Below are 15257 nucleotides of genomic sequence, written 5' to 3' on the forward strand. Positions count from 1 at the left end.
TTCTATCTGTACTTGAGAGAAAGAGAAAGACGCCGCCGAGATGGACACAGCAACAATTGACAAACTGTTGATGGGACATCCAGTGACAAGGAAGTTTTACAAAGGATGTTTCCCTGCAGACAAGATCCCAAAATGCCAAAGTTTTCCCTGTGCAATGGTTGTCAACTTGGTAAGTCTCATTATTAATCAATCTTTTATAATCATTACTAAAGGACCCCGCAGAAGGGAAAGGCACTCATTGGACGGCAATCTGGGCGAAGAGGCCTAATCAAGCATATTATTTTGACTCATATGGTGATAAGCCAACAAGTTTGATTACTAACTATCTAATAAAGAACTTTGATAAGATTACCCACAATCGATATAAATTCCAAAACTTATTTAGTGATGTGTGTGGTGCATATACAATTTGTTTTATATATTTCATGTCTTTAGGATTTGATTTTAAATCTTTTCTTTATATGCTTAGGAAATCTAATTATCCAGATGCTTTTGTTCGCCAATTTGTAACCAATTCATTTCATTAATTTTTTGAATAAATAGATTTATTCCATTGGCATTATGTATATGATCTAATTTCATTAATTAAATAGTATTGCAAGTTAGAGAAAGAGAGAGGATATTTTGTCATTTAATATTGGAGCGAATTGCATAAGAGAAATAGTGTAGGTGGTTAGAGATAGAGAATGGATATTCTGTCATTTAATATTGGAACGAATTGCATAAGAGAAATAGTGTAGGTGGTTAGAGATAGGGAGTGGATATTTTGGCGTAAGAAAATTATAAGCGAATAAATAGACAATAAATAGATAAATCATACCATGGGTCAAAAAGTTAATCCGGTTGGCTTTAGAATTGGATTTATTCGAAAGCCAGATGCTAGTTGGTTTGCATCAAAAGCTTTTTATGCGGAGAAATTAATGGAGGATGAAAAGATTCGGGTCTATCTGGACGCTCGGATGGCCAAGGCCAGCGTTTCTAGGGTTCTTATAGAGCGTGCGGGTAAGAAAATTACCGTTACCATCCACACAGCTCGTCCAGGTAGTGTTATTGGAAAGTCAGGCACGGAGGTGGATAAGGTAAAAGAAGAGCTGAAAAAGTTGACTAAGAAAGAAGTTGAGGTAAATATTTCTGAAATAAAGAAGCCAGATTTGGAGGCAAAATTAGTAGCTTCACAAATTGCGCAACAGATCAAAGGGCGTGTCCCTTATAAGCGTGTAGTGAAGCAGTCTATTGCTGCTGTTATGCGTGCCGGTGCACAAGGTGTTAAAATTAAAATATCCGGTAGATTGGATGGTGCTGAAATGGCTAGGGCTGACCAATTTAAGGAAGGTGCTGTTCCACTTCATACCCTGCGTAATGATATAGATTATGCGATTGTCGAAGCGCATACCATTTATGGTAGAATAGGTATTAAAGTGTGGATTTCTAGAGGAGATGTTTCGGTAAAAAATGTACCATTTTTATTAGATAGAACCAATAGGGCAGGGGCAGGTAGGCCAGAGAAAATGCCTTCTCGTGCTAGGACAAGGTAAGTGGCTATAGCGAAAGGCTGATGGCGGTGATGGTAATTTTGCATGGTATAGCCCCATGTTATAGCTAAATTGAATAACCAAAATGTTACAACCAAAAAGAGTACGTTACAGAAAAACGCAAAAGGGGAGAATAAAAGGCTTATCCATGCGGGGTAATACATTGGAATTTGGTATCTTTGGGCTGAAGGCACTAGAGCCATCTTATATTACTGCTCGGCAAATTGAAGCGGCTCGTATTGCTATTACGAGAGAAATGAAACGACAGGGACAGGTTTGGAATAGGATTTTTCCAGATAAGCCGCTGACTAAAAAACCAGCTGAGGTAAGGATGGGTAAAGGGAAAGGAGCTCCAGACTGTTTTGTAGCAGTTGTTAAACCTGGTAAAATTATCTTTGAGCTAGATGGTATTGCTAAAACAGTAGCAGAACGGGCCATCCGGCTTGCTATGCATAAGTTGCCTATTAAGGCACATTTCATAGTACGTAAAGATTACGATCCAACCGCTTAGATGGGATTATAAAGATGTGTTATTAAAAGGTTTTTATAATGAAATATAAAGAAATTCATTTGCTTTCTGCTAAATTATGTAGCAATCAGTTGGAAGAAGAGAGGGATTATTTAGTGAAGCTAAGATTTGCCCATTCGGTTTCTCCTATTGAAAATCCTATGAAAATTAGAGAAACTAGGAAAATCATTGCAAGATTGAAAACAGCTCAAAACAACTATTATCCATTCAGACAATCATCAGAATCAGAAGTGTAATAACCATGCTGAGAAATAGAAGAAAAGAAAAAGTAGGAAGGGTAACCAGTAATAAGTCCCAAAAGACCATAACAGTTGAAATGGACGGTAGGGCTATACATCCTGTGTATGGTAAATTTGTAAAGACTACTACTAGTTTTATGGCGCATGATGAGGAAAATGCTTGTAGCATGGGTGACCTAGTGAAAATTATGGAAACTCGACCTTTAAGTAAGAAAAAGCGTTGGCGACTGGTGGAAATCATAGAAAGAGCTAAATAAATGATACAACAGGAATCAGTACTAAAAGTAGCAGATAATAGTGGAGCAAAGACAGCGCTCTGTATTCGTGTGCTAGGTGGAACACGCAAGCGTTATGCCCGCGTTGGAGATAAAATTGTGGTAACCGTAAAGACTGCTAATCCATCTAGTTCCCTTAAAAAGGGAACTATTTCAAAAGCGGTAGTGGTGCGTACGTGTAAAGAAGTAAGGCGTAAGGATGGTTCCTATATTCGCTTTGAAGACAATGCGATTGTATTGATCGAAAACAATAATGAACCTAAGGGAACAGGCGTTTTTGGACCAGTTGCTCGAGAGGTTCGGGATAGGAAGTTTATGAAAATAGCCTCTTTAGCCGATGAAGTATTATAAAAAGTATGGGACAAATAATAAAAAAAAGTTTCAAAATGCATATCCGAAGGGGAGACCGCGTAAAGATTTTGGCTGGTAAGCATAGAAATGAAAAGGGTATGGTTATAAAGGTGTTCCCCAAGGCGTATCGTGCCATTATAGAAGGAATGAATATGGTTGTTAGACATCTAAAGCCAACTGCTGGGACACCTCAAGGAACCATCGAAAAAAAAGAGGCGCCTATACATATCAGTAATCTTATGTTAATTGATCCAACCAGTGGCCAACCTACTCGTGTAGGCAAAAAATATAATGAAATGGGCAAGCTCCAGAAGTATGCTAAAAAAACGGGAAATTTTATAAAAAATGATCAGGCCTAGATTACAAGAAAAATATTTTACAGAAGTTATTCCCCTTATTAAAAAAGAACTTGGATATACATCCGTTATGCAAGTGCCTAGATTGAAAAAGATATGTATCAATCAGGGATTAGGTGATGGCGTATCAAACAAGAAGCTGATCCAATTGGGGGTGGAGGAGCTAACGGCTATTTCCGGGCAAAGAGCTATCGCTACCGTTGCTACAAAATCAGTTTCTAACTTTAAACTGAGAGAGGGTATGCCCATCGGCGTAAAAGTTACTTTACGTGGGACGCTTATGTACGAATTTCTTGATCGCTTAATATCTATTGCATTGCCGCGTATTAGAAATTTTTGGGGTTTGCGAACGACTGGATTTGATGGCCAAGGAAATTATAATGTAGGCATTCAAGAGCAAATTATATTCCCAGAAATCAGTATTGATAAAGTAATAAAGGTGAATGGTATGAATATAACTTTTGTTACTACTGCTCAAAATAGTGTATCAGCATTGCAACTCCTCAAGGCCTTGGGAATGCCCTTTAATATGGAACAAGGTTAGTTTATAGCTGTATTAAGAAGTTTACATTATTAGATTAAGAAGGTTATGGCAAAAGAATCAGTCAAAGCAAGAGAAAGAAAACGCAGACTTTTGGTAGCAAAATATGCTGCTAAAAGAGCAACATTCAAAGCTAGGGGAGATTACGTTTCGTTGGATAAATTGCCCAAAGATGCTTCTCCTGTTAGATTACGCAATAGGTGCCGTATAACGGGTAGAGGTCGGGGGTATATTAGAAAGTTTGGTGTTTCCCGGATTATTTTTAGAAAATGGGCTTTAGAGGGAAAACTACCGGGGGTACAAAAAGTAAGCTGGTAATGTTTTACCACTATTGTAAGTGTATATGCTTATTTTTATCTATTCCTATTTGTTAATGTATATTATATGACTACAGATCCAATAGCTGATTATCTTACTAGGATAAGAAATGCTATCAGTGCTAAGCATAGAGTTGTAGAGGTGCCTGCTTCAAAAACGAAAATTCAGTTGACAGAGGTACTGCAAGAAAAAGGGTATATTCGAGGATATAAAATTTTCTCTAATCCAGGTAGTGTACAGCCAATTATTAAAATTGCCCTTAAGTATGATGTTTTTACAAAAACATTTGCAATTGTGAAGTTGCAGCGTATCAGTAAACCAGGATTACGTAAATATACCACGGTAGCCACTATGCCTAGTGTAATCAACGGTTTGGGTATAGCGATATTGTCTACTTCAAAAGGCATTATGACTGATAAAGAAGCCCGTAAGATGAATGTTGGTGGCGAAGTGCTTTGTTATATTTATTAAAATCTTAGTAAGAAAATGTCAAGAATAGGAAAGTTGCCCATTCATTTGCCACCAGGTGTTGTGGTAGAAACCTTGGATGGAGGGATGGTTCAAGTCAAAGGAGATAGGGGCGTATTGCAACAACATATTGATGCAGCCATTTTGGTTCAAATTTCAGGAGCAGTGGTCAAGGTCATGCCTGCTATAGAGGATTCTAGGAAGTCCAAGGCGCTGCATGGGCTTTATAGAGCGTTGATTTATAATATGGTTGTAGGTGTAAGTACTGGATTTAAGTGTACATTAGAGTTGGTTGGAGTGGGTTATAAAGTTAATGTCCAGGGAAAATTATTGGAATTAAGTCTCGGTTATTCACATGATATTGTTTTAGTATTGCCGGAACCAGTAATGGCTACTACGGAATTGCTCAAAGGGAAAAACCCATTGATTTATTTGGAATGTATCGATAAGCAACTGCTCGGGCAGGTAGCAGCTAAAATTCGTTCCCTACGAAAAGTGGAACCCTACAAAGGCAAAGGCATTAGGTTTTTAGGTGAACAAATCCGGCGTAAAGTTGGTAAATCTACTAAAAAATAGCAAAAAATAACAGATAGTAGTAGTTTACATAATATAATAATATAATTTTTAATGTTATATTAAACGATAAAATAAAATGGATGTAGGGTTGGTCAACCTACAAAAAATAGCGATATGCAAATAAAAAATGAAAAAGTAGCGCGCAGATTAAAAGTTAGGAAGCGTATTAGAAGCCGTCTGCATGGGACCTTAGCAAAACCTCGTTTTGCTCTTTTTAAGAGTAATACCTGTATGTATGTACAGCTTATCAATGATGAAAAAGGGGAAACGCTGGTTGCTTCCTCTTTGCGTGAACTGAAAATACATAAAAATAATATTTCTGGAGCATTGGAGTTAGGGAAAGCGGTTGCTGAGCGGGCTATAGCCCAAGGTATCACAACGGTTGTATTTGATCGTTCTGGGTATGTTTATCATGGCAAAGTCAAAGCATTGGCTGAGGGTGCTCGAGAAAAAGGTCTTAAATTTTAGTTAATATGGTATTAGGTGGAATCAGGCTTAAAGCTAGCGACTATAACCTTGAGGAAAGGGTAGTAGCTACCAATCGTGTTACCAAGGTAGTGGAAGGTGGCCGGACCTTTAGTTCTTCTGCGGTGGTAGTAGTTGGAAATGGCGATGGAGTGGTAGGATATGGACTTGGTAAAGCCAAGGAATTAACGGATGCTATTGCCAAGGGCATGGAGGAAGCAAAACGTAATCTCATTAAAGTTCCTATTTTACGTGGGACCATTCCTCATGATGCTATTGGGAAGTATGGTGGTGGAAATGTACTTATTAAACCAGCAGCCTCTGGTACGGGTGTTATTGCTGGGGGGGGGGTACGCATTGTTTTAGAAAGTGCTGGAGTTAAGAACGTTTTATCTAAATCGCAAGGTTCTTCTAATCCGCATAATGTAGTTAAGGCGACCTTTAAAGCATTGTTACAATTACGTGATCCTTTGACCGTAGCTAAGCAGCGTGGTATCTCCTTGGATAAGGTATTTAATGGATAAGATTATCATAGAAATCATTATGGAAAGAATTAAGATTACCCAAGTCCGTAGTTTAATAAAGCGTTCTAAACGGCAAAAAGATACTATGCAAGCGCTTGGATTGGGTCGCGTGAATAGGAGCGTTTTGCTAGAGGCCACTCCACAGGTATTGGGTATGGTGAACAAAATCAGTCATTTGGTTGTTACAGAGCAGATTTAGTCAATTTATAATCACTTATGAAATTACATACACTTAAGCCAGCCATAGGTTCTTTTAAGCAGAAGAAACGAGTGGGTAGGGGCCAGGGTTCTGGTAAAGGTGGAACCGCTACACGGGGTCATAACGGAGCTCAGTCTAGGTCTGGTTATAAAAGAAAAGTTGGGTTTGAAGGTGGGCAGCAACCCTTAAAAAGGCGTATCCCTAAGTATGGCTTTAAATGCCCTAGTAGAATAGCTTTTACGCCCTTGAATCTTTCTGTGTTGCAGACATTGGCTGAAAAGCATAACGTTTTTCATTTAGATCAAGTTTTCTTGAGAAAGCATCGAATAATTGGTAAAAATGAGAAATATAAAATTCTAGGGGAGGGTGCACTAACGGTTAAACTTTCTGTTGCCGCACATCGTTGTTCTGCTGCTGCTTTACAAGCTATACGTGACCTGGGCGGAGATGTTACTTTATTGGCTATATATGAATAACTTATTTAAGGTTATAAAAGATGTTTTCCTTATCAAGGAGCTTAGAACCCGTATAGGGAATACATTGCTATTTTTATGGCTATTCCGTGTGGGTGCTGCTATGGTCTTGCCAGGTATAGACATGACCCAAATTTCAGGTAAAGTAAAGGGGGTTCTTGGTTTGTTGGATAGTTTTTTAGGAGGTTCTTTTAGTAAAGGTTCTGTTTTTGCCCTGGGGGTTGCCCCTTATATCTCTGCTTCTATCATTATGCAGCTTTTGTCTATCGCTTGGCCGAAAATCCAAAAAATACAGCGTGATGGCGAGATGGGAAAACGTAAGATAGCGCAAATTTCCCGTATACTTACTATTTTTATTGCTATTGTCCAGTCTTTTCAATATTTACTAGCTATTTCAAGTAAGGGAATGGTTGCTATAGATCGGACTTTTTTTATTGCGATTTCTGTTGTTATTTTAACGGCCGGTACTATATTTTGTATGTGGTTAGGGGAGCAGATTACAGACAAGGGTGTTGGTAATGGTATTACCATGTTGATTATGGTGGGGGTCGTATCTTCTTTTCCAGGTGCTTTATATCAAGAGGCGGTGCATCGTGGCAGTCGGGGTATTCTTTTATTTGTATTTGAGTTATTCTTTTTGTTTTTGATAGTCCTTGCTACGGTTGCTTTTACACAAGCCACGCGCAGAGTTCCTATTCAATATGCCAAACAATTAAGTAGCAGTACGGTATATGGAGGGAAATGTCAATATATACCATTCAAGCTCAATGGTGCAGGGGTTATGCCTATTATATTTGCACAGCTTTTAATTTTTTGTATTTCACTTGTTTTAAGCATCTGGGACGGTAAGGTTGTCTGGTTAGCTAATGCAAGTAGGATGTTGCAAGATATTACGAGTTGGCCCTTTAATCTTTTGTTTGCTTTTTTGATTATTGTTTTTACATTTTTTTACACAGCTATTACGGTGAATCCTGTCCAAATAGCAGAAGATATGAAACGAGCAAATAGTTTTATTCCTGGTGTTACTTCGGGCAATGCCACAGCTCGTTTTTTGGATGATGTATTGGACAGAATAACCCTTCCGAGTGCGATTTTTCTAGCGATTATTGCCATACTGCCGGCTTTTGCCCATATGGTTGATTTAAGCCCTGATTTTGCGAGGTTCTGTGGAGGAACTTCTTTGTTAATTGTGGTTAGTTCTATGTTAGAGACCATTCAACAGATTGAAAGTTACTTACTGATGCGTCGATATGAAGTTATTATTAATACAGGCGCTAGGATTAAGTGATTTTGTAATTACATTGTAAACAGCTTACACATAAACTATACTATAGTAACTTCTACAAAAGGGGGGAAGGGTAATTATATATTTAATTCTTTAAATTTAATATCATGTTTAAAGCTACTTTTTTTGCTTGATCAAAAAAAGTAGCCAAAAAAAATCAAGCGCTGGTGAAAAAACTGTTGAAAAGAAAGGAAAAAAACCGAAAATCAAATCTCGCTCCTACGGAGCTCAGAGGAGCTCAGACAAGTTGATTTTCTTTTGATTTTTTTCCTTTCTTTTCTTTCCGCAGTTTTTCCAAGGCGCTCTCCTGTTTATAATGATATCCTTGTCAGGAGCGTGAAAGAACACAAAAAGTAGCTTTAAAAGAGGTAGTTTTAAAAAAAATGGATAAAATCATCAATTATTAAATATGAGCCATTTTCCGTAATCTATAAAATATGGCTACCACGCAAGTAAACGGATACTATACATGGGGTTACTGGATATGTTATAAACCCTAGAAGAGGAAATGTATTGGGCATAGGCATTAAATGCAAAATGCAAAGTATGTCATGTGGCCTATGCGTATCCCTGTTCGTACCAATTAGAAATAGCGCAATAATATAAGCTTATAAAAATGCGCCTTGAACAAAGCTGTGATTAGAAAAATTCAGTCTGAGAGCTAGTAGAAAATCAGAACTCGCCCTAGGCCTACGGCCTGGGCGAGTTCTGATTTTCAGCTTGCAGACTGAATTTTTAAACAGCTTTGTTCACCAGCGCTTGATTTTTTTTGGCTACTTTTTTTGATCAAGCAAAAAAAGTAGCTTTAATTAAAATAAGTAGTTTTTAAAAAAAATGGATAAAATCATTAATTATTAAATATGAGCCATTTGCTATAATCTATAAAATACGGCTGTCACGTAAATGAACGGACAATGGCGTCAACTTAAGGTTTAGCTGTTATTGATAACCAAGTAGAATAGGAGGGTGTGCTAATCATGAATTCCCTTAAGTTGACGCCATTGAATGAACGGATACGTTATAAAATTTGGAGAAGGAAATGTATTGGGCATTAAATACAAAATACAAAAATAATAGTTGTAGATTTTGCTTGAAGATAGATAGAATAATTTTAGTATATTGCAATATATTTTCTAAGTACAACGTTTGTATAATAACTACAGAATAGGATACGCTGATTATATTCGTAGCGTATAAGAAATAAAACAGTAATACATAAAATAGGGGTTATACAACTTATACAACAAACTTATATATATAACAGGATAGTACGTGCCCTTAGGTAAAAATAATATAATATAATATATAATATGGCTAAATTGCCTCCAATTGAACAGGATGGAATAGTCCAAGAAGCTTTGCCAAATGTAGTGTTTAAAATTGCACTAAAAAATGGCCATATCGTTAGGGCTCACATTTCTGGTAAGATGCGTAAAAATTATATTAGAATTCTACCTGGTGATTCCGTTAGAATGGAGTTAACGCCTTATGATTTAACGCAGGCTAGGATAGTACACAGGTACAAAACCACCGAATAACCGGATGGTTATACTATAACTATACTAATTATGAAAGTTAAAACATCTGTTAAAAAAAGAAGTGTTGATTGCAAGATTGTACGTCGTAAAGGCGTATTATTTGTGATCAATAAGAAGACACCTAAATTTAAACAAAGACAAGGATAAATATGGCTAGAGTATTAGGTGTAGATATTCCAGATGCTAAAAGAGGGGAAATTGCCCTTACCTACATATTTGGAATTGGTAGAAGTTCTGCCAATAAAATTCTTGAAGTTGCTCAAATTCATAAAGATCGGCATGTCTCTACGTGGACAGATGATGAGTTAAAAGCAATCAGAACGGCTATTCGTGGCGTGTATAAAATAGAAGGTGATTTAAAATCTGATATTCGCTTGAATATTAAACGATTAATAGAAATTAATTGCTATAGAGGCGTAAGGCACCGACTGGGGTTACCCGTTCGTGGGCAGAGAACTAAAACCAATGCGAGAACACGCAAAGGAAAGCCTAAGACAATTGCTAATAAAAAGAAGGCTACCAAGTAAAAAACTAGAGTAGCGTATATAGCTTTTGCTTTTTTACAAAGGGGGCATAGCATATAGAAAGTAGCATAGCCATATAGGAGAAATTACTATGAAAAATACGGGAAAAATTAAGGTCAAAAAAAGAGTCGTCCAGGTTGGTAAAAATGGACAGGCGCATATTCAAGCTACTTTTAACAATCTTATTATTTCCATTACGAATGAAGCAGGTCAAGTAATTGCTTGGTCTTCTTCTGGTAAGATGGGATTTAAAGGCTCTAAGAAAAACACTCCATATGCGGCTCAAGTGGCATCAGCGGACTGTGCAAAAGCTGCGTATGAATTAGGTTTAAGGCGGGTGGATGTTTTTGTAAAAGGGCCAGGGATTGGACGAGAGTCTGCTATCCGTGCCCTTCAAGAAAATTCTGTAGAAGTAGCTTCTATTAAAGATGTTACGCCACTTCCACACAATGGTTGTAGGCCGCCTAAACGTAGGCGGCCGTGAATTTTTGAAAGCGGCTTCAATTTCAATGGGAGTTATTTCAAAATATTATATAATTAGTTATAAGAAGAAATAAAATATGGCAAGATATCGTGGTCCAAGAGCCAGAGTTGCAAGAAGATATAATGAACCCATCTTTGGTTTATCCGTTAGTAAAGTGTTACAAAGGAAAAACTATGGACCAGGACAACATGGTAGGGGACGTAAAAGACGTTCTCAATTTGCGCTTCAGTTGTTTGAAAAACAAAAAGCAAAGTATACCTATGGGTTATTAGAGCGTCAGTTTTATAATCTTTTTGAAAAAGCTGCTAAAAGCAAAGGCGTTACGGGTGAAGTAATGTTCCAACGTTTAGAAGCCCGTTTAGATAATACCGTTTATCGCCTTGGTATTGCTTCTACCAGAAGAGAAGCAAGGCAAATAACCTCACATAGACATATTGTGGTTAATGGTAAAAGTGTGAACATTCCTTCTTATACGTTAAAGCCGGGAGATATTGTGGCAGTAGCAGAAAAAGCCAAAAAAATGCATTTGATTTGTACCAATGTAACCAATAATCCGTCTAATAAATATAGTTGGTTAGAATGGGATGCCTCCTTGATGGTAGGAAAATTCGTTGCGTTTCCACAACGTACTGAAATACCAGAAAAAATTAATGAGCGCAGCATTGTGGAGCTCTATTCTAAATAACGTTATATGGTTTATTTTAAATCAATTTTTACCAATAAAGATTATTCGACATGTTGTCATTAGCTTTTCAAATGCCCGAGAAAGTCTTTGTAGAAAAGATTACTGACTTTCATGGTGTGTTTAGTTTTCGTCCCCTTGAAAAGGGATATGGTACTACCATTGGTAATACACTTAGGCGTGTATTGTTATCTTCTTTAAAAGGATACGCCATTGTTTCGATTAAGGTTTCTGGTGTTCGTCATGAATTTTCTACTATTGATGGTGTACGGGAAGATTTAGTAGAGATTATTTTAAATTTGAAGCAAGTTAGGCTCAAAAAAATTGTTGAAGACGGAGACAATACCATTTCGGTTAACGTTAATAAATCTGAATTCCGTGCTGGAGATATTGCGAAAGCTACACCTTTTTTCGAAATTTTAAATCCTGATCTGCTGATTTGCAGACTCGATGAGGCTGCAAGTTTCGATATACAACTTCAGATAGAAAGACATAGAGGATATCTTTCCGCTGAGGAGAATAAATCCAAAAACGCTGTTCTAGACGTGATTCCTATTGATGCCATATTTTCTCCTATTGTAGGAGTAGAGTATCGTGTTGAAAATATGCGAGTTGGGCAACGAACAGATTATGAACAATTGACATTGGAAGTACGTACGGATGGTTCCATTAGCCCTGAAGAAAGCATTAAACAGGCCGCTGGATTGATGATTCAGCATCTTAATTTGTTATCTGGTCAAGATATTGCCATACAATCAGCAGAAGATGATAAAGTGCAGCTATTAGATGAGGAAACATTAATTATAAAAAGAAATTTAAAAATTTGTATTAGTGAGCTAAATTGTTCTTCTCGGGTTTTGAATTGTCTTAAGTCAGCAGGGATAGAAACCTTGGCAGACCTTGTGACTGTGAAAGATTTTGATACTATGAAATTTAGGAATTTTGGTCGTAAGTCACGTGAGGAAATAGATCAACTTTTGGCGGAAAAGAATTTGAGGATTGGTATGGATCTGACTAGCTATAAGTTAGATGAGTAAATTTTTTGTTAAGAAAGCCATTATAAAATAGATGGTAAGTAAAAGAGCTGTCAGTATAAACAAATGAGGCATAGAAATAAACTTAATCACCTGAATAGACCTGCAGGTCATAGAAAAGCATTGTTGATGAATTTATCTAAGTCATTGATTATGCATAAACGTATGGTTACGACCTTATCCAAAGCCAAAGCACTGCGCAAATTTATTGAGCCAATACTTTCCAGGGCAAAGCAGGATACTACCCATGCTAGAAGAATGGTTTTTTCTCAATTTCAGGATAAAGAACCCGTCAAAGAATTGTTTAATCATATTGCTGAAAAAATTGGGCAGCGTCCAGGTGGGTATACACGGATCATTAAGTTAGGGAATCGTGCTGGAGATAATGCATGTATGGGCATGGTGGAATTAGTAGATTATAATGAAGTGTATACCAAAGCAAAGAAAATCGTTAAGACAACTAGACGAAGAAGAAAGAAAAGTACTACCCCTATTGCGAAAGAAATTGTTACTGATTCCATTGCGCAGGAAACAGCTTCTGAAGCTACTTCGGATGAAGAATGAAAATTTTTTATTAATGATTTATTAATTAGGTGGCCTTTATTAAATATTAGCCATTTACTGTAATATATAAAATATGTATCCGTTCAGTCATGTGGCCTATACGTATCTGTGTTCACATCAATTAGAAATAACGGAATAATACTAGATCGTAAAAAATGCGCCTTGAACAAAGCTGTGACTAGAAAATTTCAGGCTGCAAGGTAGTAGAAAATCAGCCTGTTTGAGCCCAAGGCCGCAGGGCCTGGGCGAGTTCTGATTTTCAGCTTGTAGCCTGAAATTTTCAACAGCTTTGTTCACCAGCGCTTGATTTTTTTTGGCTACTTTTTTTGATCAAGCAAAAAAAGTAGCTTTAAAATAAGTAGTTTTAAAAAAAATGGATAAAATCATCAATAATCTATAAAATATGGCTACTACGCAAGTGAACGAATACATAAAATATGGCTACCACACAAGTGAACGGATACAAATTTCTTTACCTTAAAAAAGTACTATTGAATCTTTATTTTATTTCAACGTTCTTTTTTACTATATGGCTTCTCTTTTTTGACTACCAAAATATATTTTCACAATATGAGTTATATAAGCGTTTGCAAAAATTGAAAGAGGAGAAGAAATACTATACTTCCTATATTCAGCAAATAAAAAAAGAAAAAAAAGAGTGTATAGACAATAATGATATCCTAGAAAAACTTGCTCGTGAAAAATATTATATGAAACGCGAGAAGGAAGACCTATATATTATTACGCAGGAATAATTGATTTTCTTTTGATTTTTTCCCTTCTTTTCTTTCCACAGTTTTTTCAAGGCGCCTTTTTTATAATATTGCATTATTGCGCTATTTTTAAATACGAACATGAAAAAATACGCATAGGCCACACCATTGAACGTATACCAATTTAATTGGTTGCTAATATATGTAATCCAGAACGTAGTTAAACCCATAAACGTTATACCCACAACACAGTAGAGATGCATATTACAGTTATAGGTATGGGGTATGTCGGTATGGTTACAGCAGTAGGCTTAGCCATGTTAGGGCATACTGTTCATTGTGTTGACATTGATGCGCAAAAAATTCAATCTTTAACTGATGGACATTGTCCTATATATGAAAAAAACATAGAAGAAAGATTACGGCAACTGTCTTCCAATACATTGCTGACTTTTGGTACCCATTACAGGTGTACAGATAGAATTTTTTTCTTGACGGTTGGTACCCCTCCTTTAGAAGATGGAGATGCAGACCTATCTCAGTTATTTTTTTCCATAGCTAAAATTATTGAGTTTGCACCGGACCATTCTTTAATAGTAGTAAAATCTACTGTCCCTGTGGGTACTAATAAAAAAATAGTATCTTATTTAAAGGAAAATAATAGATATGATGAAGTGGTATCCAATCCAGAATTCCTTAGAGAGGGGCATGCTTTAGATGATTTCCTCAATCCTGATAGAATTGTGATAGGAGTACATAATTCGTATGGCAAAGATATGTTGACTAAAATATATCAACCATTCATTGATAAAGGATGTTATACATTAATAACTGATCCAAATACCGCAGAACTTATCAAGCATGCTTCAAATGCTTTTTTAGCCAGTAAAATAGCATTTATTAATGAGTTATCAGATTTTTGTGAAAAGGCTCAAGCGGATATAGATGATTTATCTTTAGGGGTTGGCTTAGATAAAAGAATTGGGCCAGCATTTTTAAAGGTCGGTCCTGGATTTGGTGGTTCCTGTTTTCCCAAAGATATCAGGTCTTTAAACAGGAGCTTTAATAAATATGGTATACAATCAAAAATTTTAGAATCCGTAATGGCAGCAAATGAATATAGATTTGAAAATGTGGTAAATAAAATATTAAAAATTTTAGGAGGCGTTCAAAATAAAATATTATGTGTGTATGGACTTACATTTAAAGCCCATACAGATGATACAAGGGGAAGTCCAGCATTAAGAATTATTGAATTATTGGTTGCCCAAAATGCAATGATCAACTGTTATGATCCGAAAGCTAATTATGATTTGCTTCAAAATGATTACAACCAATCCATTAACTTTTATAATAACCCGGAGGAAAGTATGTGTGATGCGCACGCTTTAATTATTGCAACCGAATGGGAAGAGTTCAAAAATATAAATTTTGATCGAATCAAAATAAGTGGTATAATGAAATCCAATATTGTTATTGATTTACGAAACATACTTGATATTAATCTTATGCAGAGAAAAGGATTTCAATACTATTGCCTAGGTAAAGCTATTCAATATTGAAATATTACCATTGGGTGAACGGATA

The 15257-nt window shown here is 36.4% G+C and carries 24 protein-coding genes; all 24 read left to right on the plus strand.

The features are described 5' to 3' along the window. Positions 1 to 821: 821 nt before the first annotated feature. The 24 genes from rpsC (at position 822) to EDM02_RS02915 (ending at position 15232) form a co-directional block, all read left to right on the plus strand. A complete protein-coding gene (gene rpsC, locus EDM02_RS02800) occupies positions 822 to 1535 on the plus strand; it encodes a 30S ribosomal protein S3 (RefSeq protein ID WP_123662908.1) in 714 nt (237 codons plus the stop codon). Positions 1536 to 1617: 82 nt separating this feature from the next. Further along, the gene (gene rplP / locus EDM02_RS02805; RefSeq protein WP_123662910.1) at positions 1618 to 2043 is read left to right on the plus strand and encodes a 50S ribosomal protein L16; all 426 of its coding nucleotides are present in this window, start codon (positions 1618 to 1620) and stop codon (positions 2041 to 2043) included. A 38-nt stretch (positions 2044 to 2081) separates the two neighbouring features. Further along, positions 2082 to 2297 carry a 50S ribosomal protein L29 gene (gene rpmC / locus EDM02_RS02810; RefSeq protein ID WP_123662912.1) on the plus strand — a complete coding sequence of 72 codons (216 nt, stop codon included), beginning with the start codon at positions 2082 to 2084 and terminating at the stop codon, positions 2295 to 2297. A gap of 5 nt (positions 2298 to 2302) precedes the next feature. Next, positions 2303 to 2557, plus strand: a complete 255-nt coding sequence (rpsQ, locus tag EDM02_RS02815; protein WP_123662914.1) for a 30S ribosomal protein S17 — start codon at positions 2303 to 2305, stop codon at positions 2555 to 2557. After that, positions 2558 to 2926, plus strand: a complete 369-nt coding sequence (rplN, locus tag EDM02_RS02820; RefSeq protein WP_123662916.1) for a 50S ribosomal protein L14 — start codon at positions 2558 to 2560, stop codon at positions 2924 to 2926. It abuts the gene before it with no gap. A 5-nt stretch (positions 2927 to 2931) separates the two neighbouring features. Further along, positions 2932 to 3285, plus strand: a complete 354-nt coding sequence (gene rplX / locus EDM02_RS02825) for a 50S ribosomal protein L24 (RefSeq protein ID WP_184891106.1) — start codon at positions 2932 to 2934, stop codon at positions 3283 to 3285. Continuing rightward, entirely contained in the window at positions 3272 to 3826 is a 555-nt protein-coding gene (gene rplE / locus EDM02_RS02830; protein WP_123662918.1) for a 50S ribosomal protein L5, read from the plus strand. Before rplX ends, rplE begins: the two co-directional genes overlap by 14 nt. Before the next feature lie 45 nt (positions 3827 to 3871). Next, a complete protein-coding gene (rpsN, locus tag EDM02_RS02835) occupies positions 3872 to 4141 on the plus strand; it encodes a 30S ribosomal protein S14 (protein ID WP_123662919.1) in 270 nt (89 codons plus the stop codon). Between the two features lie 66 nt (positions 4142 to 4207). After that, entirely contained in the window at positions 4208 to 4612 is a 405-nt protein-coding gene (rpsH, locus tag EDM02_RS02840; protein ID WP_123662921.1) for a 30S ribosomal protein S8, read from the plus strand. Between the two features lie 15 nt (positions 4613 to 4627). Further along, positions 4628 to 5185: a 50S ribosomal protein L6 gene (gene rplF, locus EDM02_RS02845; protein ID WP_123662923.1), complete on the plus strand. Its 558-nt coding sequence runs from the start codon at positions 4628 to 4630 to the stop codon at positions 5183 to 5185. A gap of 114 nt (positions 5186 to 5299) precedes the next feature. Beyond that, positions 5300 to 5653, plus strand: coding sequence for a 50S ribosomal protein L18 (gene rplR, locus EDM02_RS02850; protein WP_123662925.1), 354 nt, complete (start codon positions 5300 to 5302; stop codon positions 5651 to 5653). A 5-nt stretch (positions 5654 to 5658) separates the two neighbouring features. Next, positions 5659 to 6174, plus strand: a complete 516-nt coding sequence (rpsE, locus tag EDM02_RS02855; protein WP_123662927.1) for a 30S ribosomal protein S5 — start codon at positions 5659 to 5661, stop codon at positions 6172 to 6174. A 19-nt stretch (positions 6175 to 6193) separates the two neighbouring features. Beyond that, on the plus strand, positions 6194 to 6373 hold the full coding sequence (rpmD, locus tag EDM02_RS02860) for a 50S ribosomal protein L30 (RefSeq protein ID WP_221179599.1): 180 nt from the start codon (positions 6194 to 6196) through the stop codon (positions 6371 to 6373). Positions 6374 to 6390: 17 nt separating this feature from the next. Continuing rightward, on the plus strand, positions 6391 to 6849 hold the full coding sequence (gene rplO, locus EDM02_RS02865) for a 50S ribosomal protein L15 (RefSeq protein WP_123662930.1): 459 nt from the start codon (positions 6391 to 6393) through the stop codon (positions 6847 to 6849). Next, positions 6842 to 8134 carry a preprotein translocase subunit SecY gene (gene secY / locus EDM02_RS02870; protein WP_123662932.1) on the plus strand — a complete coding sequence of 431 codons (1293 nt, stop codon included), beginning with the start codon at positions 6842 to 6844 and terminating at the stop codon, positions 8132 to 8134. Before rplO ends, secY begins: the two co-directional genes overlap by 8 nt. Positions 8135 to 9441: 1307 nt before the next feature. After that, the gene (gene infA / locus EDM02_RS02875) at positions 9442 to 9669 is read left to right on the plus strand and encodes a translation initiation factor IF-1 (protein WP_123662934.1); all 228 of its coding nucleotides are present in this window, start codon (positions 9442 to 9444) and stop codon (positions 9667 to 9669) included. Between the two features lie 30 nt (positions 9670 to 9699). Beyond that, positions 9700 to 9816, plus strand: a complete 117-nt coding sequence (rpmJ, locus tag EDM02_RS02880; RefSeq protein WP_123662937.1) for a 50S ribosomal protein L36 — start codon at positions 9700 to 9702, stop codon at positions 9814 to 9816. A 2-nt stretch (positions 9817 to 9818) separates the two neighbouring features. Next, positions 9819 to 10196, plus strand: a complete 378-nt coding sequence (rpsM, locus tag EDM02_RS02885) for a 30S ribosomal protein S13 (protein WP_123662939.1) — start codon at positions 9819 to 9821, stop codon at positions 10194 to 10196. A gap of 88 nt (positions 10197 to 10284) precedes the next feature. Continuing rightward, complete coding sequence (gene rpsK, locus EDM02_RS02890; protein WP_123662941.1) at positions 10285 to 10677, plus strand: 30S ribosomal protein S11; 393 nt, start codon at positions 10285 to 10287, stop codon at positions 10675 to 10677. A gap of 76 nt (positions 10678 to 10753) precedes the next feature. Next, positions 10754 to 11362 (plus strand): 30S ribosomal protein S4, encoded by a 609-nt coding sequence (gene rpsD / locus EDM02_RS02895; RefSeq protein WP_123662943.1) that lies wholly within the window; start codon positions 10754 to 10756, stop codon positions 11360 to 11362. A 50-nt stretch (positions 11363 to 11412) separates the two neighbouring features. Next, the gene (locus EDM02_RS02900) at positions 11413 to 12396 is read left to right on the plus strand and encodes a DNA-directed RNA polymerase subunit alpha (protein WP_123662945.1); all 984 of its coding nucleotides are present in this window, start codon (positions 11413 to 11415) and stop codon (positions 12394 to 12396) included. Positions 12397 to 12459: 63 nt separating this feature from the next. Beyond that, the gene (gene rplQ, locus EDM02_RS02905) at positions 12460 to 12957 is read left to right on the plus strand and encodes a 50S ribosomal protein L17 (RefSeq protein ID WP_123662946.1); all 498 of its coding nucleotides are present in this window, start codon (positions 12460 to 12462) and stop codon (positions 12955 to 12957) included. A gap of 587 nt (positions 12958 to 13544) precedes the next feature. Continuing rightward, a complete protein-coding gene (locus EDM02_RS05805; RefSeq protein WP_221179600.1) occupies positions 13545 to 13712 on the plus strand; it encodes a hypothetical protein in 168 nt (55 codons plus the stop codon). 215 nt (positions 13713 to 13927) lie between these two features. Continuing rightward, a complete protein-coding gene (locus EDM02_RS02915) occupies positions 13928 to 15232 on the plus strand; it encodes a UDP-glucose dehydrogenase family protein (protein WP_123662950.1) in 1305 nt (434 codons plus the stop codon). Positions 15233 to 15257 lie beyond the last annotated feature (25 nt).

The sequence above is a fragment of the Candidatus Cardinium hertigii genome, assembly GCF_003788695.1.

Excerpts from the sequence above, each read along its gene's own strand:
- rpsC (WP_123662908.1), top strand. The coding sequence starts at position 822 with ATGGGTCAAAAAGTTAATCCGGTTGGCTTTAGAATTGGATTTATTCGA.
- rplP (WP_123662910.1), top strand. The coding sequence starts at position 1,618 with ATGTTACAACCAAAAAGAGTACGTTACAGAAAAACGCAAAAGGGGAGA.
- rpmC (WP_123662912.1), top strand. The coding sequence starts at position 2,082 with ATGAAATATAAAGAAATTCATTTGCTTTCTGCTAAATTATGTAGCAAT.
- rpsQ (WP_123662914.1), top strand. The coding sequence starts at position 2,303 with ATGCTGAGAAATAGAAGAAAAGAAAAAGTAGGAAGGGTAACCAGTAAT.
- rplN (WP_123662916.1), top strand. The coding sequence starts at position 2,558 with ATGATACAACAGGAATCAGTACTAAAAGTAGCAGATAATAGTGGAGCA.
- rplX (WP_184891106.1), top strand. The coding sequence starts at position 2,932 with ATGGGACAAATAATAAAAAAAAGTTTCAAAATGCATATCCGAAGGGGA.
- rplE (WP_123662918.1), top strand. The coding sequence starts at position 3,272 with ATGATCAGGCCTAGATTACAAGAAAAATATTTTACAGAAGTTATTCCC.
- rpsN (WP_123662919.1), top strand. The coding sequence starts at position 3,872 with ATGGCAAAAGAATCAGTCAAAGCAAGAGAAAGAAAACGCAGACTTTTG.
- rpsH (WP_123662921.1), top strand. The coding sequence starts at position 4,208 with ATGACTACAGATCCAATAGCTGATTATCTTACTAGGATAAGAAATGCT.
- rplF (WP_123662923.1), top strand. The coding sequence starts at position 4,628 with ATGTCAAGAATAGGAAAGTTGCCCATTCATTTGCCACCAGGTGTTGTG.
- rplR (WP_123662925.1), top strand. The coding sequence starts at position 5,300 with ATGCAAATAAAAAATGAAAAAGTAGCGCGCAGATTAAAAGTTAGGAAG.
- rpsE (WP_123662927.1), top strand. The coding sequence starts at position 5,659 with ATGGTATTAGGTGGAATCAGGCTTAAAGCTAGCGACTATAACCTTGAG.
- rpmD (WP_221179599.1), top strand. The coding sequence starts at position 6,194 with ATGGAAAGAATTAAGATTACCCAAGTCCGTAGTTTAATAAAGCGTTCT.
- rplO (WP_123662930.1), top strand. The coding sequence starts at position 6,391 with ATGAAATTACATACACTTAAGCCAGCCATAGGTTCTTTTAAGCAGAAG.
- secY (WP_123662932.1), top strand. The coding sequence starts at position 6,842 with ATGAATAACTTATTTAAGGTTATAAAAGATGTTTTCCTTATCAAGGAG.
- infA (WP_123662934.1), top strand. The coding sequence starts at position 9,442 with ATGGCTAAATTGCCTCCAATTGAACAGGATGGAATAGTCCAAGAAGCT.
- rpmJ (WP_123662937.1), top strand. The coding sequence starts at position 9,700 with ATGAAAGTTAAAACATCTGTTAAAAAAAGAAGTGTTGATTGCAAGATT.
- rpsM (WP_123662939.1), top strand. The coding sequence starts at position 9,819 with ATGGCTAGAGTATTAGGTGTAGATATTCCAGATGCTAAAAGAGGGGAA.
- rpsK (WP_123662941.1), top strand. The coding sequence starts at position 10,285 with ATGAAAAATACGGGAAAAATTAAGGTCAAAAAAAGAGTCGTCCAGGTT.
- rpsD (WP_123662943.1), top strand. The coding sequence starts at position 10,754 with ATGGCAAGATATCGTGGTCCAAGAGCCAGAGTTGCAAGAAGATATAAT.
- EDM02_RS02900 (WP_123662945.1), top strand. The coding sequence starts at position 11,413 with ATGTTGTCATTAGCTTTTCAAATGCCCGAGAAAGTCTTTGTAGAAAAG.
- rplQ (WP_123662946.1), top strand. The coding sequence starts at position 12,460 with ATGAGGCATAGAAATAAACTTAATCACCTGAATAGACCTGCAGGTCAT.
- EDM02_RS02915 (WP_123662950.1), top strand. The coding sequence starts at position 13,928 with ATGCATATTACAGTTATAGGTATGGGGTATGTCGGTATGGTTACAGCA.